A 17,379-nucleotide genomic window follows, 5' to 3' on the forward strand; every position below is an offset into this window, starting at 1 on the left:
GCGGACATCAGCGGACCTGTGGGAGGTCATGCGAACCGCGTCTGCCGTGCGGCGCTATCGCGACGAACCTGTCTCGGACGAGGCCATCGACACGTGCCTGCGCGCGGCGAGTTGGGCTCCGTCCGGGGGCAATCAGCAGCCGTGGAAGTTCGTCGTCCTGAGATCGAATGGCCTGCGCGACGTGGTCACAGCCGCAGCCCACCAGACATGGGACGTGATGACCGACTTCTATCGGTTTTCGATGCCGCAGGACGGGGCTGATGACCCCAAATCGCGCGTCTTGCGAACGATGGCTGAGCACATGCGCGTCGGTGGCGCGGCGCCCGTGCTGGTGCTGTTCTGTGTCCAGCCGCAGCGAGGGACCACCGAACTGCAGCAAGGGGGTTCGATCTTTCCCGCCGTGCAGAACTTCCTGCTGGCGGCCCGCGCTCAGGGGCTTGGTGCGGCGATCACCCTGTGGCACGGGTCTTGCGAGGACCAGCTGCGGCCAATGATTGGAATTCCTGACGACTGGAAGATCGCAACCCTGCTTACGGTGGGCTGGCCCAAGGGTGGGCACCACGCGGTGCGGCGCAAGCCGCTTGATGCGGTGGCGGCGATCGACCGTTGGGATCAGCCGTGGCCGCCGACAACCGCATGACGGTACGCCGGGTCCGGTAATTGGGGCGGTCCGCGGCGTTGAGACACGCCGGGCGACATGCCTCTCGGCAGAGCGGTACGCACAGGCCAAAAGCGCATAATGGAGAGTGCGCCAGTGTCGCGGCGAGCGGAGCCTTTCGTGCAGCTGGTTTGCTGACCTGACCCGTCACGCGGCCCTGAGCTAGGGAGGCGTTGTGGCGGATATGTCTCGGATGCCGATGACCGTCGACCTCGAGCCGGTGCAACTGCTCGCCGCGGACGGCACACCGACGGCCGAACGCCGATACAGTCGCGACCTTCCCGCCGAGACACTGTGCTGGCTCTACGAGACGATGGTGGTCACCCGGGAGCTGGACACCGAATTCGTCAACCTGAAGCGCCAAGGCCAGTTGGCGTTGTTCGCATCGTGCCGTGGCCAGGAAGCCGCCCAGGTCGGCGCGGCGGCCTGCCTGCGCAAAACCGACTGGCTGTTTCCCCAGTATCGCGAGTTGGGCGCGTTCCTGGCGCGCGGCATCCCGCCCGGACACGTCGGGGCCGCATGGCGCGGAACCTGGCACGGCGGGCTGGAATTCACCAAGAAATGCTGTGCCCCGATGTCGATTCCGATCGGTACCCAGACGCTGCACGCCGTCGGGGCGGCGATGGCCGCACAACGCCTGGGCGAAGACTCGGTGACGGTGGCTTTTCTCGGCGACGGCGCCACCAGCGAGGGCGACGTGCACGAGGCGCTCAACTTCGCTGCGGTGTTCACCACGCCGTGCGTCTTTTATGTGCAGAACAACCAGTGGGCGATCTCGGTGCCTGTCTCCAGACAGACCGCCGCACCTTCGATCGCGCACAAGGCGATTGGCTATGGGATGCCCGGTATCCGGGTGGACGGCAACGATGTGCTGGCGTGCTACGCGGTCATGACCGAAGCCGCCGCCCGCGCCCGGGCCGGGGCCGGCCCGACGTTGATCGAGGCCGTCACCTACCGGCTTGGCCCGCACACCACCTCCGATGATCCGAGCCGGTACCGGACGCAGGAAGAAGTCGACCGGTGGGAGGCGTTGGACCCGATTCCGCGCTACCGCACGTACTTGCAGGGCCAGGGGCTGTGGTCGGAACGCCTGGAAGACCGCGTCGCCGCCCGGTCGAAGCGAATGCGGGCCGAACTGCGCGACGCGGTGTTCGACGCGCCCGACATCGACATCGACGAAGTCTTCACCACCGTCTACGCCGAGATCACGCCGGGACTGCAGGCGCAGCGCCAGCAGCTGCGCGCCGAATTGGGGAGGCTCGCATGACCCAGCTCGCCGACCGTCCGGCCGGTCCCGATGAAGCGTTGACGGCGACCGTCGACGAGGTCGCGCTGGGCGCACAACAGCTGACCATGGTGCAGGCGCTCAACCGCGCGCTGCACGACGCGATGGCCGCGGACGATCGGGTCCTGGTGTTCGGCGAAGACGTGTCGGTCGAGGGTGGGGTGTTCCGGGTGACCGAGGGACTGGCCCGGACGTTCGGTGAGGACCGTTGTTTCGACACCCCGCTGGCGGAGTCCGCGCTGATTGGGATCGCGATCGGACTGGCCCTGCGCGGCTTCGTGCCAGTGCCCGAGATCCAGTTCGACGGCTTCTCCTATCCGGCGTTCGATCAGGTGGTCAGCCACCTGGCGAAGTACCGCACCCGCACCCGCGGCGAGGTGAACATGCCGGTCACTGTCCGCATACCGTCGTTCGGCGGCATCGGTGCGGCCGAGCATCATTCGGACTCCACGGAGTCGTACTGGGCGCACACCGCCGGTCTGAAGGTGGTGGTCCCGTCGACCCCGTCCGACGCGTATTGGCTGCTGCGGCACGCGATCGCCTGCCCGGATCCGGTGATCTACCTAGAGCCGAAGCGGCGCTATCAGGGTCGCGGCGCGGTCGACTTCGATCGGCCCGAACCCCCGATCGGCCGGGCGATGGTGCGCCGTCCTGGCACCGAAGTCACGGTCATCACCTACGGCAGCCTGGTGAATACCGCCGTCGCCACCGCGGAAGATGCTCAGCGCGAACACGGTTGGAGCCTGGAGGTCATCGACCTGCGCTCGTTGGTGCCTTTGGATTTCGACACCGTCGCCGCATCGATCCATCGCACCGGACGCTGCGTGGTGATGCACGAGGGGCCACGCAGCCTGGGCTACGGCGCCGGTTTGGCCGCACGAATCCAGGAGGAGATGTTCTACGAGCTGGAAGCGCCGGTGTTGCGCGCCTGCGGATTCGACACGCCCTACCCGCCGGCGCGGCTGGAGAGGTTGTGGCTGCCGGGCCCCGACCGGCTGCTGGACTGCGTAGAGCGCGTGTTGGAGCAGCCATGAGCGCCGACGAGCGGATCAAGTCATTCCGGGTGCCCGACCTTGGCGAGGGACTCCAAGAGGTCACGGTGTCATGCTGGAACGTCGCGGTCGGCGACGAAGTCGAACTCAACCAGGTTCTGTGTTCGGTCGAGACCGCCAAGGCCGAGGTGGAGATCCCGAGCCCATACGCGGGCCGGATCGTCGAAACGCACGGCGCCGAAGGCGATGTGCTCAACGTGGGCGCGGTGCTGGTCCGGATCGACACGGTGCCGGCGAGCGGGGAGGCGCCGGCGGCCAACGGCCAGCCCGCGGTGCCCACGCTGGTCGGCTACGGCGCCGACGCCGACATCGACGTCAGCCGCCGACGGGGCCGGCCGCGCGCCGCTCCTCCGGTGCGCAAACTGGCCAAGGAGCTCTCCGTCGACCTTGCCTCGATCCAGCACCGCGGGGTGATCACCCGCGGGGACGTGCTGTCGGCCGCCAAGGCGTCCGAGGCTGAATCCGATATCCGGGCTGTACACGGCGTGCAGGCGCGGATGGCGGAGAGAATGGCGTTGTCCCACAAAGAAATTCCGGCCGCAAAGGTAGCCGTGGGTGTCGACTGCAGCGAATTGCTGCGGCTGCGCGACCGTTTCCGTGCGGTGCACCAGGAGATCACGCCGTTCGTGCTTACCCTGCGGATGCTGGTTGTCGCGTTGACCCACAACAAGATTCTGAACTCGACGTGGGTCGATGCACCCGACGGACCGCAGGTACGTGTCCATCGTCACATACACCTGGGCTTCGGGGTGGCGACCAAGCGCGGCCTGCTTGTTCCGGTGATCACCGATGCCCAAAGCAAGAACACCCGCGAATTAGCAAGCCGGACGGCCGAATTGATCGCCGGCGCGCGCGGCGGCACGCTGGCGCCCGCCGAGCTGCGCGGCTCGACGTTCACCGTCTCGAACTTCGGGGCCCTGGGCGTCGACGACGGCGTGCCGGTGATCAACCATCCCGAGGCCGCCATCCTGGGCATGGGAGCGATCAGGCCGCGCCCGGTGGTCGTTGGTGACGAGGTAGTGGTCCGTCCGACGATGACGCTGACATGCGTGTTCGACCACCGCGTCGCCGACGGCGCGCAGGCCGCCCATTTCGTCTGCGAGCTCAGAGATCTGATCGAGTCGCCGCAGACCGCGCTGCTGGACCTCTAATTGCCAGGGACGAGCAACTCGATGGGAAACGAACTCGCACTAGACTTCAACGTCATCTGCTGGATCATGTTGGGCCTGTTCTTCGTGTGCCCCCTTTTGGGGCGCGGAGAATTGCGGCGCGCCCACGCCGAAGCGTTAGAGGCCGAAGCCGCGGCTGCGGCGGTGTCGGCGGCGGAGGCGGTGGTAGCCGCGGCTGAGGTGCGGTTACTCCGCGAGCATCCCGAACTATTCACGTAAACCCTGCCGGCGATCAGGGAATTAGGAGAGCATGGACGAATGAAGGCACTGATGGCCGCGTCGGCGGTGGCGGTGATGGCGCTGGCATCCCTCTTCATTCCACCGGCACAAGCACACGCCGACGATCCCTGTGTCAGCATCACCGATCCCGCTGCCCACCAGGCTTGCATCGACGCGCTCCCGGCCGATGACCCCGCGCGCGGATACCAGGGCAACTGCCACGCGAGCCCCGATTACGGAGCGGAGGGCCAGATTTGTCGGGACTTCTGGATGCGAAAGTCTGTGCCTCCCAACGGCGTTACCGCGGTATGACCCCCGTCGTCACGGGTGGGGCGGCACGGGGCACCAAAACAGGCCGCAATTGAAGTTCGGCTGGTGGAACGGCGGTGGCGGCGGGTGCGCCGGCGGGTTGTCCGTGTCCCAACACTGATTCCAGTATTTGTTCTCACCCCATGCCGGGTTCCAGGGCTGGTTCGGGCACCAGTAAACCTGCGGCGCAAGGCCCGGCTGGGCCTGCGCTGCCCCTGCGGCCAATCCGAATCCAGCCATCGCGACACCGCCGGACAGCAGCGTTCCGGCGATGAGCCGCTTCAGAGTGCGGGCGTAGATCATGCTGCTTCCTTCGCTCGGGTGCGCCACCTCTTCGGTGTCGTCTTCGCAAGTCCACACGCGCCGGTTTGCTACCGATCCCAAAATTTCCCACCACAGACGGTTGGGCCCAACGCTATCTGCGGCGTGCCGCGGCCAATCGCGCGGCGAACTCCGGTGACTGGATGGAGTAGACCTGCGGACCCAGTTCGGTGCGCATCGCGAGTTCGTGGTGCTCGGTGTCCAGCGCCCCGGGGCTGGCCGTGGCGCGCATCGTGGCCTTCGTTGCCAGCACCACGTCGCGCGGTGCGCCGGCGGGCCCGGATGCCAGCTCCAGCGCCGCGGCGACGGGGTCGTCGGCCACGCTGAGAGCCAGCCCGTGGCGCACGGCGGATTCGGCGTCGAAGCGCATGCCGAACAGCAGCGCGGCGCGCGCCACCTGCGGGCCAACCGCCCGCTGCAGCATCCATGTCGCGCCGCCGCCGGGGTGCAGTCCGAGCTTCTGGAAACGCGCGTCGAACAACGCCGCCGGCCCCGCAATGCGCACGTCGGCGGCCATTGCCAAGTTGAGCCCGGCCCCGACGGCGGGGCCGTTGACCGCGGCGATCGTGGGGAGCGTGCAGTTGCCGACGGCCATGAAGCCGTCGTAGATCCGCGTCAGCCCCGACTCCGCCGCCCCGCCGCCCGCGGCGCCCAGCGCGCTGAGGTCGGCACCCGCGCAGAATGCCTTGCCGGCCCCGGTGACCACCACGGCGTGCACGCCGGCGTCGGCTTCGGCCCGTTCCACGGCGCCGCGCAGCAGCGCCGACATCTCTGCGGTGAACGCGTTGCGCCGGTCGGGGTCGTTGACGGTGATGATTGCGACGTGATCGTCTACGCGGTAGAGGACTAGGTCGGACTGGGCCATCGCCAAAGACTACGTCGCGGCCTCGGCGGGCCCGCTCCTAGATTTCCGCCACCTCGTCGGCGTAGCGCCCGGGGCTGACCAGCGACGCCAACGCGCCGGTCAACGTCATCAGCGCCGCGGCGACGAACACCACCACCAGCCCGGCGTGGAATGGCCCCGAGATCAGCGCCGGGAAGAACGACTTGCCGGTGAGCACGCCGGCGTTGACCCCGGGTTGTTGCAGTGCATGCGAACCGGCGAGCAACTCCGCGATCGGGTTGTAGCCCAGAAACGCCGCGAACAGGCTGCCCACCGGGGGCAGTCCGGCGACATCCCGCGCCACCGCTGCCGACACACCCTCGGCCTGCAGCCCGCCGTCCAGTGCCTGCGGCAGCGTGTTCGCCAGCCCGACGACCATCAGCGAGAAGAAGACGCCGATCGACAGCGCCGAACCGGCGTTGAAGAACGTCGCCCGGACACCTGACGCGGCTCCGCGTTGGTCGGCCGGGACGCTCGACATGATCGTGGCGGTGTTGGGCGCGGTGAAGATGCCCCCGCCCAGCGCATTGAGGAAAATCAGCACCGCGAAAACCGGGTAGTCGAAATCGACCGGAATCAGCACCAGGCCGATGAACGTGGCCGCCATCAGCAGCATCCCGGCGACCGCGAACGGCCGCGCGCCGAACCGATCCGCCAGCCACCCCGCCAGCGGCGCCGCGATCAGGAACCCGATCGTCGCCGGCAGCATATAGATGCCCGCCCACAGGGGCGTCGACTCGAAGCTGTATCCGCGAAGCGGCAACCAGATGCCCTGCAACCAGATGATGAGCATGAACTGCAGGCCGCCGCGGCCGCTCGACGCCATGAGGTTGGCCAGGTTGCCCATCCCGAATCCCGCCGACCGAAACAGCCGGATGTCGACCATCGGCTGCGCCGCCCGCAGCTCGATGACGCAGAACGCGACCAGCAACAGCAGCCCGACCGCGATCGAGCCCAGAACCAATGGGTTCGTCCAGCCCGTCGCTCGGCCACCGTACGGCTGGATGCCGTAGGTGATACCAACCAGGACGACGGTCAACCCGACGGCGAACGTCACGGTGCCGGGCCAGTCCAACGGGCCCGGCGTACGCACGCCGATCTCGTGCAGCGAGCGCACGCCCCAGACGGTGCCCAGCACGCCGATCGGCACACCGACCCAGAAGATCGCCTTCCAGTCCCACTCCGCCAGCAGGCCCCCGAGCAGGAGGCCGAGGAACGAGCCGGCCACCGCGGCCACCATGTTGAATCCGAGTGCCATCCCGCGCTGATTGCTCGGGAACGCGTCGGTGAGAATCGCCGCCGACAACGCCATGAGGATTGCGCCGCCGATGCCCTGGATTACGCGCCAGCAGATCAGCCACATCGCGCCTGCGCCCTCGTGGAAAGGGTCGAACGACAGCGCGATCGCCGCGAACGTAAACACCGCGAAGCCCACGTTGTAGATGCGCACCCGGCCGAACATGTCGCCCAGTCGTCCGACCAACACCACCAAGACCGCCGTGACCACCAGGTAGCCCATCAGCATCCACAGCAGATAGCCGATGTTCGACGGGGCCAGCGGCTCCAATCCGATCCCGCGGAAGATCGACGGCAAGGAGATCAGCACGATCGATGCGTTGATCATCGCCAGCAGCATGCCGAGCGTGGTGTTCGACAGCGCGACCCACTTGTAGTGGGGGTGGTCGACGTCCCATCGGAGGCGACGACCCTCCGGTTCGGCCGGGGCCAGCGTCGGGTTCGTCGAGGCGGGGCCCATCAACCCAAAACGCATAGGCATACAAACTAATGGAAGCCGTGCGGGCGCGTGTTCCCAGGGGCTGACACGCGCCGCCGGATTTCCCGGTACCTGTCGGTCGAGTTAGCTGGCGGCACCCCCGCGTCGCGCTCAGCGCGCCGCTCACCGCCTTCATGCCGCGTTCACCACACCGGCGACTCGGACCGCCGAATTGTCTGGAACCCCGGCAAGGCGTTTGCCGGTGCCCCCGGCACGACTCGAACGTGCGACCTAGGGATTAGAAGGCCCTTGCTCTATCCACCTGAGCTACGGAGGCAATGTGCAGGTCAGTCTATCTAATCGGGCCGCAGATCCGATTAGCTGGCCGCCACGCACGCGAAAAGTCTTCCCGCGCCGGGCTTATCGGTTATGGTGTGAGCCTCGACACACGCACAACATCGGCTGGTAAACAGCCGTTAACCGCAACGAGGCGTGTGCATAACGTCGAGGGGTGGCGTTGCTATGAGCGTGGCCATGAACTTGACCTCGCGCTGGTCGTCGGCAGGTGCCCAGGCACTGCGCCTGGCGGCCGATGCCAGAGATACCTATCGCGCTGGCGCGCTGCTGCTGCGCGGCTCGCCCTTCGCGGTTGGCTGGTTTGCCGGCTGGCTGTCCGCGGAGTTTCCCCCGCACGTCGTGACCGGGCACGCCCTGTCTCGCGTATCGCGCCCATCCATCGGCCGCGTCGGCGCCAGCTGGGCCGCGCAGCGGGCGGATCAAGCGCTCACCGCCGCGCTCGAGGAGTCCTTCGGGCCCGACTTCCGCGAGCTGGTGTGCCATCCGACCTGCGAGCAGTCCGAGTGCGCGCCCCGCGACGGGCTGATCCGCATGCCGGGCCCGCACCGCAAGTACGCGCGGCACACTTCCGACATCTCCTATGGCCCCGGCGGGCGCCACCTGCTGGACATCTGGCGGCGTCATGATCTTCTCCCGGGGCGCCGTGCGCCGGTGCTCATCCAGGTTCCCGGCGGCGCGTGGGCCGTCAACGGCAAACGCGGTCAGGCGTACACGCTGATGAGCCGGATGGTGGAGCTCGGCTGGATCTGCGTCTCCATCGACTACAGCAGGAGTCCGCGGTCCACATTTCCGGCGCACATCATCGACGTGAAGCGGGCCATCGCCTGGGTCCGGGAAAATATCGCCGACTACGGCGGCGACCCCGATTTCATCGCGATCACCGGCGGGTCCGCGGGTGCGCACCTGGCATCGTTGGCCGCCCTCACCCCCAACGACCCGGAGTTCCAGCCCGGCTTCGAAAATGCCGACACGACGCTGCAGGCGGTCGCACCGTATTACGGCGTCTACGACTTCACCAGCACGGAGAACATGCATGAGCTGATGATGCCGTTCCTCGAGCAGATCGTGATGCGTGCTCGCTACGCCGATGCCCCCGAAAAGTTCAGGGCGGCATCGCCGATTTCATACGCGCATGCCGAGGCGCCCCCGTTCTTCCTGCTGCACGGCGAGAAGGACGAACTGGTTCCCTGCGGCCAGGCCCGCGCGTTCTGTGCGGCCCTGCGTGCGGCCGGGGCGCCGACGGTGGCCTACGCCGAGCTGGCCAATGCCCACCACGCGTTCGACATCACCCCGACGGTTCGATCACGGCTGGCCGCCGACGCCGTCGCCGACTTCCTGGGCGTCGTCTACGGGCGGCGCACCCACTCGCTCGTGGATTCGTTGCCGCTGACGGCTTCTTCGGCCAGCTGAGCCGGGCCACCCGCACGCGATCCCCGCGCCGGGGTCGCGCCTTTCACCAGCGCGTCGAGCCGACTAGCGTTGTGTTGGCTACTGGATGGCAAGTCCGAGGCAGGAGGCTTGGTCGGCGGTGAGAAGGTTGGCGCGTCGAGTTGACGATCATGGCTGAGTCCGTCGAGGCGGTTGGATTGTCCGACGAACTTGGACCGGTCGACTATCTAATGCACCGGGGGGAGGCGAACCCCCGGACCCGCTCGGGAATCATGGCGCTGGAGCTCCTCGACGCGACGCCGGACTGGGAGCGGTTCCGGTCACGGTTCGAAAACGCGTCACGACGGGTGTTGCGCCTGCGGCAGAAAGTTGTGGTGCCGACACTGCCGACCGCGGCGCCGCGGTGGGTGGTCGATCCCGATTTCAATCTCGACTTCCATGTGCGCAGGGTGCGCGTGTCAGAACCCGGCACGCTGCGTGAGGTATTCGATCTGGCCGAGGTGATCCTGCAGTCGCCGATGGACATATCGCGCCCGCTGTGGACCGCCACCCTGGTCGAGGGTCTGGCCGACGGCAAGGCTGCGACGCTGCTGCACGTCAGCCATGCCGTGACCGACGGCGTCGGCGGCGTCGAGATGTTCGCGCAGATCTATGACCTCGAGCGCGACCCACCCGCCAGACCGACAGCGCCGCAACCCATTCCGCAGGATCTGACGCCCAATGACCTGATGCGGCAAGGCATCAACCACTTGCCCTTCGCCATCGTGAACGGTGTCTTGGGTGCGGTATCGGGGGCCGTATCGGCCACCGGGCGAGCGCTTTTGGACCCGGTGTCCACGGTTTCGGGGATCGTGGGCTACGCCACGTCGGGCATGCGGGTGATCAACCGCGCCGCCGAGCCCTCGCCGCTGCTGCGGCGGCGCAGCCTGGCCACCCGCACCGAGGCCATCGACATCCGGCTCTCCGATCTGCACAAGGCCGCAAAGTGCGGCGGCGGATCGATCAACGACGCCTACCTCGCCGGCCTGTCCGGCGCGCTGCGGCGCTACCACGAGGCCCTCGGCGTCCCGATCAGCACGCTGCCGATGGCGGTGCCCGTCAACCTGCGGGCCGACGCCGACACCGCTGGCGGCAACCGATTCACCGGCGTCAACCTGGCGGCCCCGTTGGGCACCGCCGACCCGGTCGCCCGGATGAAGAAGATCCGCGCGCAGATGACGCAGCGCCGCGAGGAGCCGGCGATGAACATCATCGGTTCCATCGCGCCGGTGCTGAGCGTCTTGCCGACGGCGGTCCTGGAGGGAATCACCGGTTCGGTCATCGGCTCCGACGTGCAGGCCAGCAACGTCCCGGTCTATCCGGGGGACACCTACATCGCCGGCGCAAAGATATTGCGGCAGTACGGGATCGGCCCACTACCCGGGGTGGCGATGATGGTCGTGCTGATTTCCCGCGGCGGCTGGTGCACGATCACCGTGCGCTACGACCGGGCCTCGGTGCGAAACGAGGCGTTGTTCGCCCGGTGCCTGCTCGACGGTTTCGACGAGATCCTGGCGCTGTGCGGCGACCCGAAACCGCGCGCCGTACCGGCGTCGTTCGCCGAGCCGGCCGGGTCGGCGCCTCGATCGGTGGCCGGCTCATGAGCCCCGCCGACGAGCGGGACATGCGGCTGCCCGGCTCGGTCGCCGAGATCCTCGCCAGTCCGCCCGGCCCGAAGATCGGAGCGTTCTTCGACCTCGACGGCACCCTGGTTGCCGGGTTCACCGCCGTCATCCTCACCCAGGAGCGCTTGCGGCGCCGCGACATGGGCGTCGGCGAACTACTCGGCATGGTTCAGGCGGGTCTGAGCCACACGCTCGGACGCATCGAGTTCGAAGACCTCATCGGCAAGGCCGGCTCGGCGCTGACCGGACGGCTGATCGACGACCTCGAGGAGATCGGCGAGCGCCTTTTCGCCCAGCGGATCGAGTCGCGGATCTATCCGGAGATGCGCGAGCTGGTGCGGGCTCATGTCGCCCGCGGCCACACCGTGGTGCTCAGCTCGTCGGCGCTGACCATCCAGGTCAATCCGGTGGCCCGCTTCCTCGGGATCACCAACATGCTGACCAACAAGTTCGAGACCAACGAAGACGGGTTGCTCACCGGCCGGATAGTGAAGCCCATCCTGTGGGGCCCGGGCAAAGCCGCTGCGGTGCAACGGTTTGCGGCCGAGCACGACATCGACCTCAAAGACAGCTACTTCTACGCCGACGGTGACGAGGACGTCGCCCTGATGTACCTGGTCGGCAATCCGCGGCCGACGAACCCCGAGGGCAAGATGGCCGCCGTCGCCAAGCGTCGCGGCTGGCCGATCCTGAGATTCAACAGCCGCGGTCGCGTGGGACTGCGGCGGCAGGTGCGAACGCTCGCCGGCTTCGGTTCGATGTTTCCGGTCGCGGCCGGCGCGGTGGGCATTGGTCTGCTGACCGGTAGCCGGCGCCGCGGCGTGAACTTCTTCACGTCCACTTTTTCCCAGTTGTCGCTCGCGATCGCGGGTGTGCACCTGAACGTCGTCGGCAAGGAGAACCTGACCGCGCAACGGCCCGCGGTCTTTATCTTCAACCACCGCAACCAGGTTGACCCCGTCATCGCCGGGGCGCTGGTGCGCGACAATTGGGTCGGCGTGGGCAAGAAGGAGCTCGAAAAGGACCCGATCATGGGCACGCTTGGCAAGCTGCTCGACGGGGTGTTCATCGATCGCGACGATCCGGTCGCCGCGGTGGAGACCATGCACGCGGTCGAAGATCGGGCCAAGAACGGGCTTTCGATCGTGATCGCACCCGAGGGCACTCGCGTGGACACCACCGAGGTCGGTCCCTTCAAGAAGGGACCCTTCCGCATCGCGATAGCGGTGGGAATTCCCATCGTGCCCATCGTGATTCGCAACGCCGAGATCGTCGCGGCCCGAAACTCGACAACGATAAATCCGGGCACGGTCGACGTCGCGGTGTTCCCGCCGATCCCCGTCGATGGCTGGACATTGGACACGTTGCCGGAGCGCATCGCCGAGGTGCGCCAGCTCTATCTGGACACCCTGGCCAATTGGCCCGTCGACGAGCTGCCCGAGGTCGACCTGTACGCGGAGAAGAAGGCGGCAAAAAAAGCCAAGCCGGCCGCCAAATCCGCCGCGCGCAAGGCCCCGGCGAAGAAGGCTACCGCGAAGAAAACCAGCAGCGGGAAGAAATCCGCCGCGAAGAAGGCGGCCAGTAGGGCCAAGCCTGAGCCGCATGCGTCCAAGGTCGCTCTCAAAGACGGTGAGGTACAACAGCCTTCACGTCCCAGAGGGCGGCCGTGACGCAACCGGTCGCAGATACCAGCGCGGTATTGGCCGCGCAGGACTCGCTGGTATTGGCGTCCATGCACACGGGCGTCGAACGGGAGCTGGTGATGGATTGGCTGGGCAAGCAGCGCGCCCGGCACCCGGAGACCAGGTTCGACGTACTGAAATTGCCGTCGCGTGATGCGCCACCGGCGGCACTGACCGCTCTCGCCGAGCAGCTCGAGTCCGGCTCCGAATCCGCCGACGACCGGTTGGTCGTTCCGGTGCGGGTGTTCTGGCTGCCGCCCGCGGACCGCGGCAGGATCGCCAAGGTGGCCGGGTTGCTACCCGGCCGAGATCCCTACCACCCCAACCAACGTCAGCAACGACGCATCCTGCGCGATGCCCCCCACCGGGCGCGCGTGGTCGCAGGCGAGCCCGCCAAGGTGTCCGAACTCCGACAGCAGTGGCGCGACACCACCGTCGGTGAGGATAAGCGCGACTTCGCGCAGTTCGTCACCCGCCGCGCGATCTTGGCGATGGAACGCGCCGAGTACCGAATCCTCGGGCCGCAGTACAAGTCTCCGCGGTTGGTGAAGCCGGAAATCCTGGCGTCCACACGGTTTCGCGCCGGCCTGGAGAAAATCCCGGGTGCCACCGTGGAGGAAGCCGCGGGGGTGCTCGACGAACTCGCCACCGGCTGGAGCAGGGTGTCCGTCGACCTGGTTGGCGTCCTCGGCAGGGCACTCAGCCGCGGCTTCGACCCGGAGATCGACTACGACGAGTATCAGGTCGCGGCGATGCGCACCGGGCTGGAAGCACATCCGGCGGTACTGCTCTTCTCGCACCGGTCCTACATCGACGGCGCGGTGGTGCCGGTGGCGATGCAGGAGAATCGGCTGCCGCCCGTGCATGTGTTCGCCGGCATCAACCTGTCGTTCGGGGTGATGGGGCCGCTGTTGCGCCGTGCCGGCACCATCTTCATCCGCCGCAACATCGGCGATAACCCGCTATACAAGTACGTCCTGCGCGAATATGTCGGCTACATCGCCGAGAAGCGGTTCAACCTGAGCTGGTCCATCGAAGGAACCAGATCGCGCACCGGAAAGATGTTGCCGCCCAAGCTCGGTCTGCTGGCCTATGTGGCCGACGCCTACCTCGACGGCCGCAGCGAAGACATCCTGCTGCAGCCAGTGTCGATCAGCTTCGACCAGCTACACGAGACCGCCGAATACGCCGCGTACGCCCGCGGCGGCGAAAAGACACCCGAGGGCATCCTGTGGCTGTACAACTTCATCAGGGCGCAGGGCGAACGCAACTACGGGAAGATCTACGTTCGCTTTCCCGAAGCCGTATCGATGCGCGAGCACCTCGGTCCGCCGCACGGCTCGCTGGCCCAGGATCCGGACGCCAAACGGCTTGCGCTGCAGAAGATGTCGTTCGAAGTGGCGTGGCGGATTTTGCAGGCGACGCCGGTGACGGCGACGGGATTGGTGTGCGCGTTGCTGCTGACCACCCGGGGCGCGGCGTTGACGCTCGATCAGCTGCACCACACCCTGCAGGATGCGCTGGACTACCTGGAGCGCAAGCAGACCCCGATGTCGACCAGCCTGTTGCGGCTGCGCTCCCGCGACGGGGTGCGTGCGGCGGTCGACACATTGTCCAACGGTCACCCGATCACCCGCGTCGACAGCGGCCGGGAACCGGTGTGGCGCATCGCGCCCGAGGAGCAGCACGCCGCGGCGTTCTACCGTAACTCCCTGATACATGCCTTCCTGGAGACCTCGATCGTCGAGCTCGCGCTCACGCACGCTAGGCGCGCGAAAGGCGATCGCATGGAGGCGTTTTGGGCCCAGGCGATGCGGTTGCGCGATCTGCTGAAGTTCGATTTCTACTTCGCCGATTCCGCGGCATTTCGGCACAACATCGCCGAAGAGATGGCGTGGCACGACGATTGGGAGGCCCACGTCGCCGCCGGGGGTGACGAGATCGACGCGATGCTGTTCTCCAAACGCCCGCTGATGGCGGACGCCATGTTGCGGGTGTTCTTCGAGGCCTATGAGATCGTCGCCGACGTGTTGCGTGACGCGCCGGCCGACATCACCCAGAAGGAACTGACGGAGCTGGCGCTGGGGGTGGGCCGGCAATACGTGGCGCAGGCCCGGGTGCGCAGTGGCGAATCGGTGTCGACGTTGCTGTTCGCCACCGCTTACCAGGTGGTCGCCGACCAGGATCTGATCGCGCCCGCTGCCGACCTCGCCGAGCGACGGATCGCGTTCCGGCGGGAATTGCGCGACATCATCCGCGATTCCGATCATGTCGGGCGGATCGCGCGCGATCAGTTCGTCGCCCGCGAGACCAGGGCCCGGTCGGGCCGCCTGGACAGCCAACCTCTGTAGTCGCAGCGCCCGCCCATACCCTGGGTACATGACGGTTGCCCGGCCCGCCGGCAAGCCCGCCGCGCTGGCGTGGCCGCTACTCGCCGGCGTCGCGGTGCTGGCCGGCTGCACGGCGGCCGGAATCGGGGCGCTGTCGCTGGCGGACGCGCTGACGCTGACGGGTCTGCCCAATCCGGGCCCCGCGACCACGGTGGGGCTGCCGTTCGTCCGGGCGGCCGGGGAGATCGCGGCGGCGCTGGCGGTCGGATCGTTTCTTTTCGCGGCGTTTCTGGTGCCCCCGCAGGGCAGCGGCGTCCTCGACGCCGGCGGCTACCGCGCGCTGCGGCTGGGGACCGTCGCATCGGGCGTGTGGGCGGTGTGTGCGGCCCTGCTGGTCCCGCTGACCATTTCCGACGTGTCCGGGCACCCGTTGGTCGAGCACCTCAACCCGGTGACGATCTGGAGGCTGGCCGACCTGATCTACACCGCGTCCGCGTGGCGCTGGACCGCATTCTTGGCCGCAACGGTGACGTTGGCCAGCGTGGCGGTGCTGCGCTGGTCCTGGACGCCGGTGCTGCTCGCCGGGGCGTTGTTGACGGTGGTTCCGCTCGGGCTGACCGGTCACTCGTCGGCGGGCGGCTCACACGACCTGGCCACCAACAGCCTGCTGATCCACCTCGTCGCCGCCACGCTGTGGGCCGGCGGGCTGCTGGCGCTGTTGACCCACGCGTTGCGCGCGGGTGAACACATCGGCCTGGCGGCGCGGCGCTTCTCGGCGATCGCACTGTGGTGTTGGGTGGCGATGGCGCTCAGCGGTTTGGTCAACGCCGCGGTGCGGGTGACGCCTGCCGAGCTGTTCACCACCGGGTACGGGCGGCTGGTGGTCGTCAAGTTCGTCGCGCTGTGCGTGCTCGGTGTCGTGGGTTGGCGCCAGCGACGCACCGGAGTTGCTGCGCTGCAAGCGGATCCGGGTCCCGCGGTCCCGGCGCGCCGTGTCTTGATCCGGCTGGCCCTGACCGAGGCGGTCGTTTTCGGTCTGACCTTCGGCGTTGCCGTCGGGCTGGGGCGTACCCCACCGCCGCCACCGCCGTCGCGGTTGCCGTCGATCTCCGAAGCCGAGATCGGCTACGATCTCGACGGTCCGCCCACTCTGGCGCGCGTCCTGTTCGACTGGCGCTTCGACCTGATCTTCGGCACGGCCGCAATAGTTCTCGCCGGTTTGTATGTGGCGGCCGTGGTGCGGCTGCGTCGCCGCGGCGATCGGTGGCCGCCGGGGCGGATGGTGGCCTGGCTGCTCGGCTGCGTGGTGTTGCTGTTCGTGACGTCGTCGGGCGTGGGGCGCTACATGCCCGCCATGTTCAGCATGCACATGGTCGCCCACATGGGCCTGTCGATGCTGGTTCCGATCCTGTTGGTGCTCGGCGCGCCGGTAAGCCTGGCGTTACGGGCGCTGCCGGCCGCCGGCCGCGGCGATCCGCCGGGAATGCGGGAATGGATCCTGGCCGCGCTGCACAGCCGGGTCTCGCGGCTGCTGACCAATCCAGTGGTCGCCACCGCGTTGTTCGTCGCGGGGTTCTACGGGCTGTACTTCTCGAACCTCTTCGACACCACGGTCAGCAGTCACGCCGGCCATATGGCGATGAACCTGCACTTCCTCATCACCGGCTATTTGTTCTACTGGGTCGTGATCGGGGTGGACCCGACGCCGCGGCCGATCCCGCCGATAGCCAAGGTGGCCGTCGTGTTCGCCTCGCTCCCGCTGCACGCGTTCTTCGGCGTGGAGTTGATGGGCACCCGAACCGTGCTCGGCGCCGCCTATTACCGGTCATTGGGCCTGCCCTGGCACACCGATCTGCTGGGTGATCAGCGACTGGGCGGCGGAATCGCTTGGGCGGCAGGGGAAGTGCCCCTGGTGATCGTCATGATCGCGCTGCTGGTGCAGTGGGCGCGCAGCGATGCGCGCACCGCGCGGCGGCTGGACCGCGCGGCCGAACGCAACGACGACGCCGACCTGACCGCCTACAACGCGATGCTCGCCGAGCTGGCGCGGCGCGAAACGCCAGGATCGCCGAAGACACGGTAGACGGATTTTGTGTGGGTCCGACCGAATTCCTTGATGGCCCAGCCCGTTTGAGTTTCGGTGTGTTGCCGGCAGGCGACCGGCCCCGCGCGCGGACCTAGTTGTTTGTGGGTGGTGGTTGGGGTTGGAAGGGGTCGTACCACCGCCAGTCGGCGCGTTCGCCGAGAGGCCCGGGACATGGCGGGACGGCGGGCGGGATCTGATGAGCATTACGTGCAGTTGGCGCGGGTCGCCACGGTCACTCAGCTGCGCACCGCGGCTGTCTCT

General features: G+C 67.7%; 14 protein-coding genes and 1 tRNA gene. 11 read left to right on the plus strand and 4 right to left on the minus strand.

All coding sequences use genetic code 11. The annotated features are described in order from the left end of the window. Positions 1–28 precede the first annotated feature (28 nt). The 6 genes from A5744_RS10345 (at position 29) to A5744_RS10370 (ending at position 4,695) form a co-directional block, all read left to right on the plus strand. The gene (locus A5744_RS10345) at positions 29–640 is read left to right on the plus strand and encodes a nitroreductase family protein (protein ID WP_076060696.1); all 612 of its coding nucleotides are present in this window, start codon (positions 29–31) and stop codon (positions 638–640) included. A gap of 202 nt (positions 641–842) precedes the next feature. After that, positions 843–1,925, plus strand: a complete 1,083-nt coding sequence (pdhA, locus tag A5744_RS10350; RefSeq protein WP_240563011.1) for a pyruvate dehydrogenase (acetyl-transferring) E1 component subunit alpha — start codon at positions 843–845, stop codon at positions 1,923–1,925. Further along, positions 1,922–2,977, plus strand: a complete 1,056-nt coding sequence (gene bkdB / locus A5744_RS10355; protein WP_076060627.1) for a 3-methyl-2-oxobutanoate dehydrogenase subunit beta — start codon at positions 1,922–1,924, stop codon at positions 2,975–2,977. The genes pdhA and bkdB overlap by 4 nt, the downstream gene beginning before the upstream one ends. Next, positions 2,974–4,146 (plus strand): dihydrolipoamide acetyltransferase family protein, encoded by a 1,173-nt coding sequence (locus A5744_RS10360; protein WP_076060629.1) that lies wholly within the window; start codon positions 2,974–2,976, stop codon positions 4,144–4,146. Before bkdB ends, A5744_RS10360 begins: the two co-directional genes overlap by 4 nt. 21 nt (positions 4,147–4,167) lie before the next feature. Beyond that, positions 4,168–4,383: a hypothetical protein gene (locus A5744_RS10365; RefSeq protein WP_076060630.1), complete on the plus strand. Its 216-nt coding sequence runs from the start codon at positions 4,168–4,170 to the stop codon at positions 4,381–4,383. Positions 4,384–4,422: 39 nt separating this feature from the next. After that, on the plus strand, positions 4,423–4,695 hold the full coding sequence (locus A5744_RS10370; protein WP_076060632.1) for a hypothetical protein: 273 nt from the start codon (positions 4,423–4,425) through the stop codon (positions 4,693–4,695). 9 nt (positions 4,696–4,704) lie between these two features. Here A5744_RS10370 and A5744_RS10375 read toward each other — a convergent pair whose 3' ends face one another. The 4 genes from A5744_RS10375 to A5744_RS10390 all read right to left on the minus strand — a co-directional run bounded on the left by A5744_RS10375 (position 4,705) and on the right by A5744_RS10390 (position 7,947). Then, positions 4,705–4,995, minus strand: coding sequence for a hypothetical protein (locus A5744_RS10375; RefSeq protein ID WP_139331302.1), 291 nt, complete (start codon positions 4,993–4,995; stop codon positions 4,705–4,707). Between the two features lie 112 nt (positions 4,996–5,107). Continuing rightward, complete coding sequence (locus A5744_RS10380) at positions 5,108–5,878, minus strand: enoyl-CoA hydratase (protein ID WP_076060636.1); 771 nt, start codon at positions 5,876–5,878, stop codon at positions 5,108–5,110. Positions 5,879–5,915: 37 nt separating this feature from the next. Then, on the minus strand, positions 5,916–7,652 hold the full coding sequence (locus A5744_RS10385; protein ID WP_076060637.1) for an MFS transporter: 1,737 nt from the start codon (positions 7,650–7,652) through the stop codon (positions 5,916–5,918). 221 nt (positions 7,653–7,873) lie between these two features. Then, a tRNA-Arg gene (locus tag A5744_RS10390) sits at positions 7,874–7,947 on the minus strand. A gap of 185 nt (positions 7,948–8,132) precedes the next feature. Between A5744_RS10390 and A5744_RS10395 the strand changes: the two genes are divergently transcribed. From A5744_RS10395 to A5744_RS10415, 5 genes are all read left to right on the plus strand, one after another. Then, positions 8,133–9,377, plus strand: coding sequence for an alpha/beta hydrolase (locus tag A5744_RS10395; RefSeq protein ID WP_076060639.1), 1,245 nt, complete (start codon positions 8,133–8,135; stop codon positions 9,375–9,377). Between the two features lie 149 nt (positions 9,378–9,526). Then, positions 9,527–10,999: a wax ester/triacylglycerol synthase family O-acyltransferase gene (locus A5744_RS10400; RefSeq protein WP_076060699.1), complete on the plus strand. Its 1,473-nt coding sequence runs from the start codon at positions 9,527–9,529 to the stop codon at positions 10,997–10,999. After that, positions 10,996–12,690 carry an HAD-IB family hydrolase/lysophospholipid acyltransferase family protein gene (locus tag A5744_RS10405; protein WP_076060697.1) on the plus strand — a complete coding sequence of 565 codons (1,695 nt, stop codon included), beginning with the start codon at positions 10,996–10,998 and terminating at the stop codon, positions 12,688–12,690. Before A5744_RS10400 ends, A5744_RS10405 begins: the two co-directional genes overlap by 4 nt. Continuing rightward, positions 12,687–15,053, plus strand: a complete 2,367-nt coding sequence (locus tag A5744_RS10410; protein ID WP_076060641.1) for a glycerol-3-phosphate 1-O-acyltransferase — start codon at positions 12,687–12,689, stop codon at positions 15,051–15,053. The genes A5744_RS10405 and A5744_RS10410 overlap by 4 nt, the downstream gene beginning before the upstream one ends. Positions 15,054–15,081: 28 nt before the next feature. Further along, positions 15,082–17,115: a cytochrome c oxidase assembly protein gene (locus A5744_RS10415; RefSeq protein ID WP_076060643.1), complete on the plus strand. Its 2,034-nt coding sequence runs from the start codon at positions 15,082–15,084 to the stop codon at positions 17,113–17,115. Positions 17,116–17,379: the final 264 nt, after the last annotated feature.

The sequence above is a fragment of the Mycobacterium sp. IS-1264 genome (assembly GCF_001954195.1).
Lineage (GTDB): Bacteria > Actinomycetota > Actinomycetes > Mycobacteriales > Mycobacteriaceae > Mycobacterium.

Excerpts from the sequence above, each read along its gene's own strand:
- A5744_RS10360 (WP_076060629.1), top strand. The coding sequence starts at position 2,974 with ATGAGCGCCGACGAGCGGATCAAGTCATTCCGGGTGCCCGACCTTGGC.
- bkdB (WP_076060627.1), top strand. The coding sequence starts at position 1,922 with ATGACCCAGCTCGCCGACCGTCCGGCCGGTCCCGATGAAGCGTTGACG.
- A5744_RS10380 (WP_076060636.1), bottom strand. The coding sequence starts at position 5,878 with ATGGCCCAGTCCGACCTAGTCCTCTACCGCGTAGACGATCACGTCGCA.
- A5744_RS10345 (WP_076060696.1), top strand. The coding sequence starts at position 29 with ATGCGAACCGCGTCTGCCGTGCGGCGCTATCGCGACGAACCTGTCTCG.
- A5744_RS10405 (WP_076060697.1), top strand. The coding sequence starts at position 10,996 with ATGAGCCCCGCCGACGAGCGGGACATGCGGCTGCCCGGCTCGGTCGCC.
- A5744_RS10395 (WP_076060639.1), top strand. The coding sequence starts at position 8,133 with ATGAGCGTGGCCATGAACTTGACCTCGCGCTGGTCGTCGGCAGGTGCC.
- A5744_RS10400 (WP_076060699.1), top strand. The coding sequence starts at position 9,527 with ATGGCTGAGTCCGTCGAGGCGGTTGGATTGTCCGACGAACTTGGACCG.
- pdhA (WP_240563011.1), top strand. The coding sequence starts at position 843 with ATGTCTCGGATGCCGATGACCGTCGACCTCGAGCCGGTGCAACTGCTC.
- A5744_RS10370 (WP_076060632.1), top strand. The coding sequence starts at position 4,423 with ATGAAGGCACTGATGGCCGCGTCGGCGGTGGCGGTGATGGCGCTGGCA.
- A5744_RS10365 (WP_076060630.1), top strand. The coding sequence starts at position 4,168 with ATGGGAAACGAACTCGCACTAGACTTCAACGTCATCTGCTGGATCATG.
- A5744_RS10415 (WP_076060643.1), top strand. The coding sequence starts at position 15,082 with ATGACGGTTGCCCGGCCCGCCGGCAAGCCCGCCGCGCTGGCGTGGCCG.
- A5744_RS10375 (WP_139331302.1), bottom strand. The coding sequence starts at position 4,995 with ATGATCTACGCCCGCACTCTGAAGCGGCTCATCGCCGGAACGCTGCTG.
- A5744_RS10385 (WP_076060637.1), bottom strand. The coding sequence starts at position 7,652 with ATGGGCCCCGCCTCGACGAACCCGACGCTGGCCCCGGCCGAACCGGAG.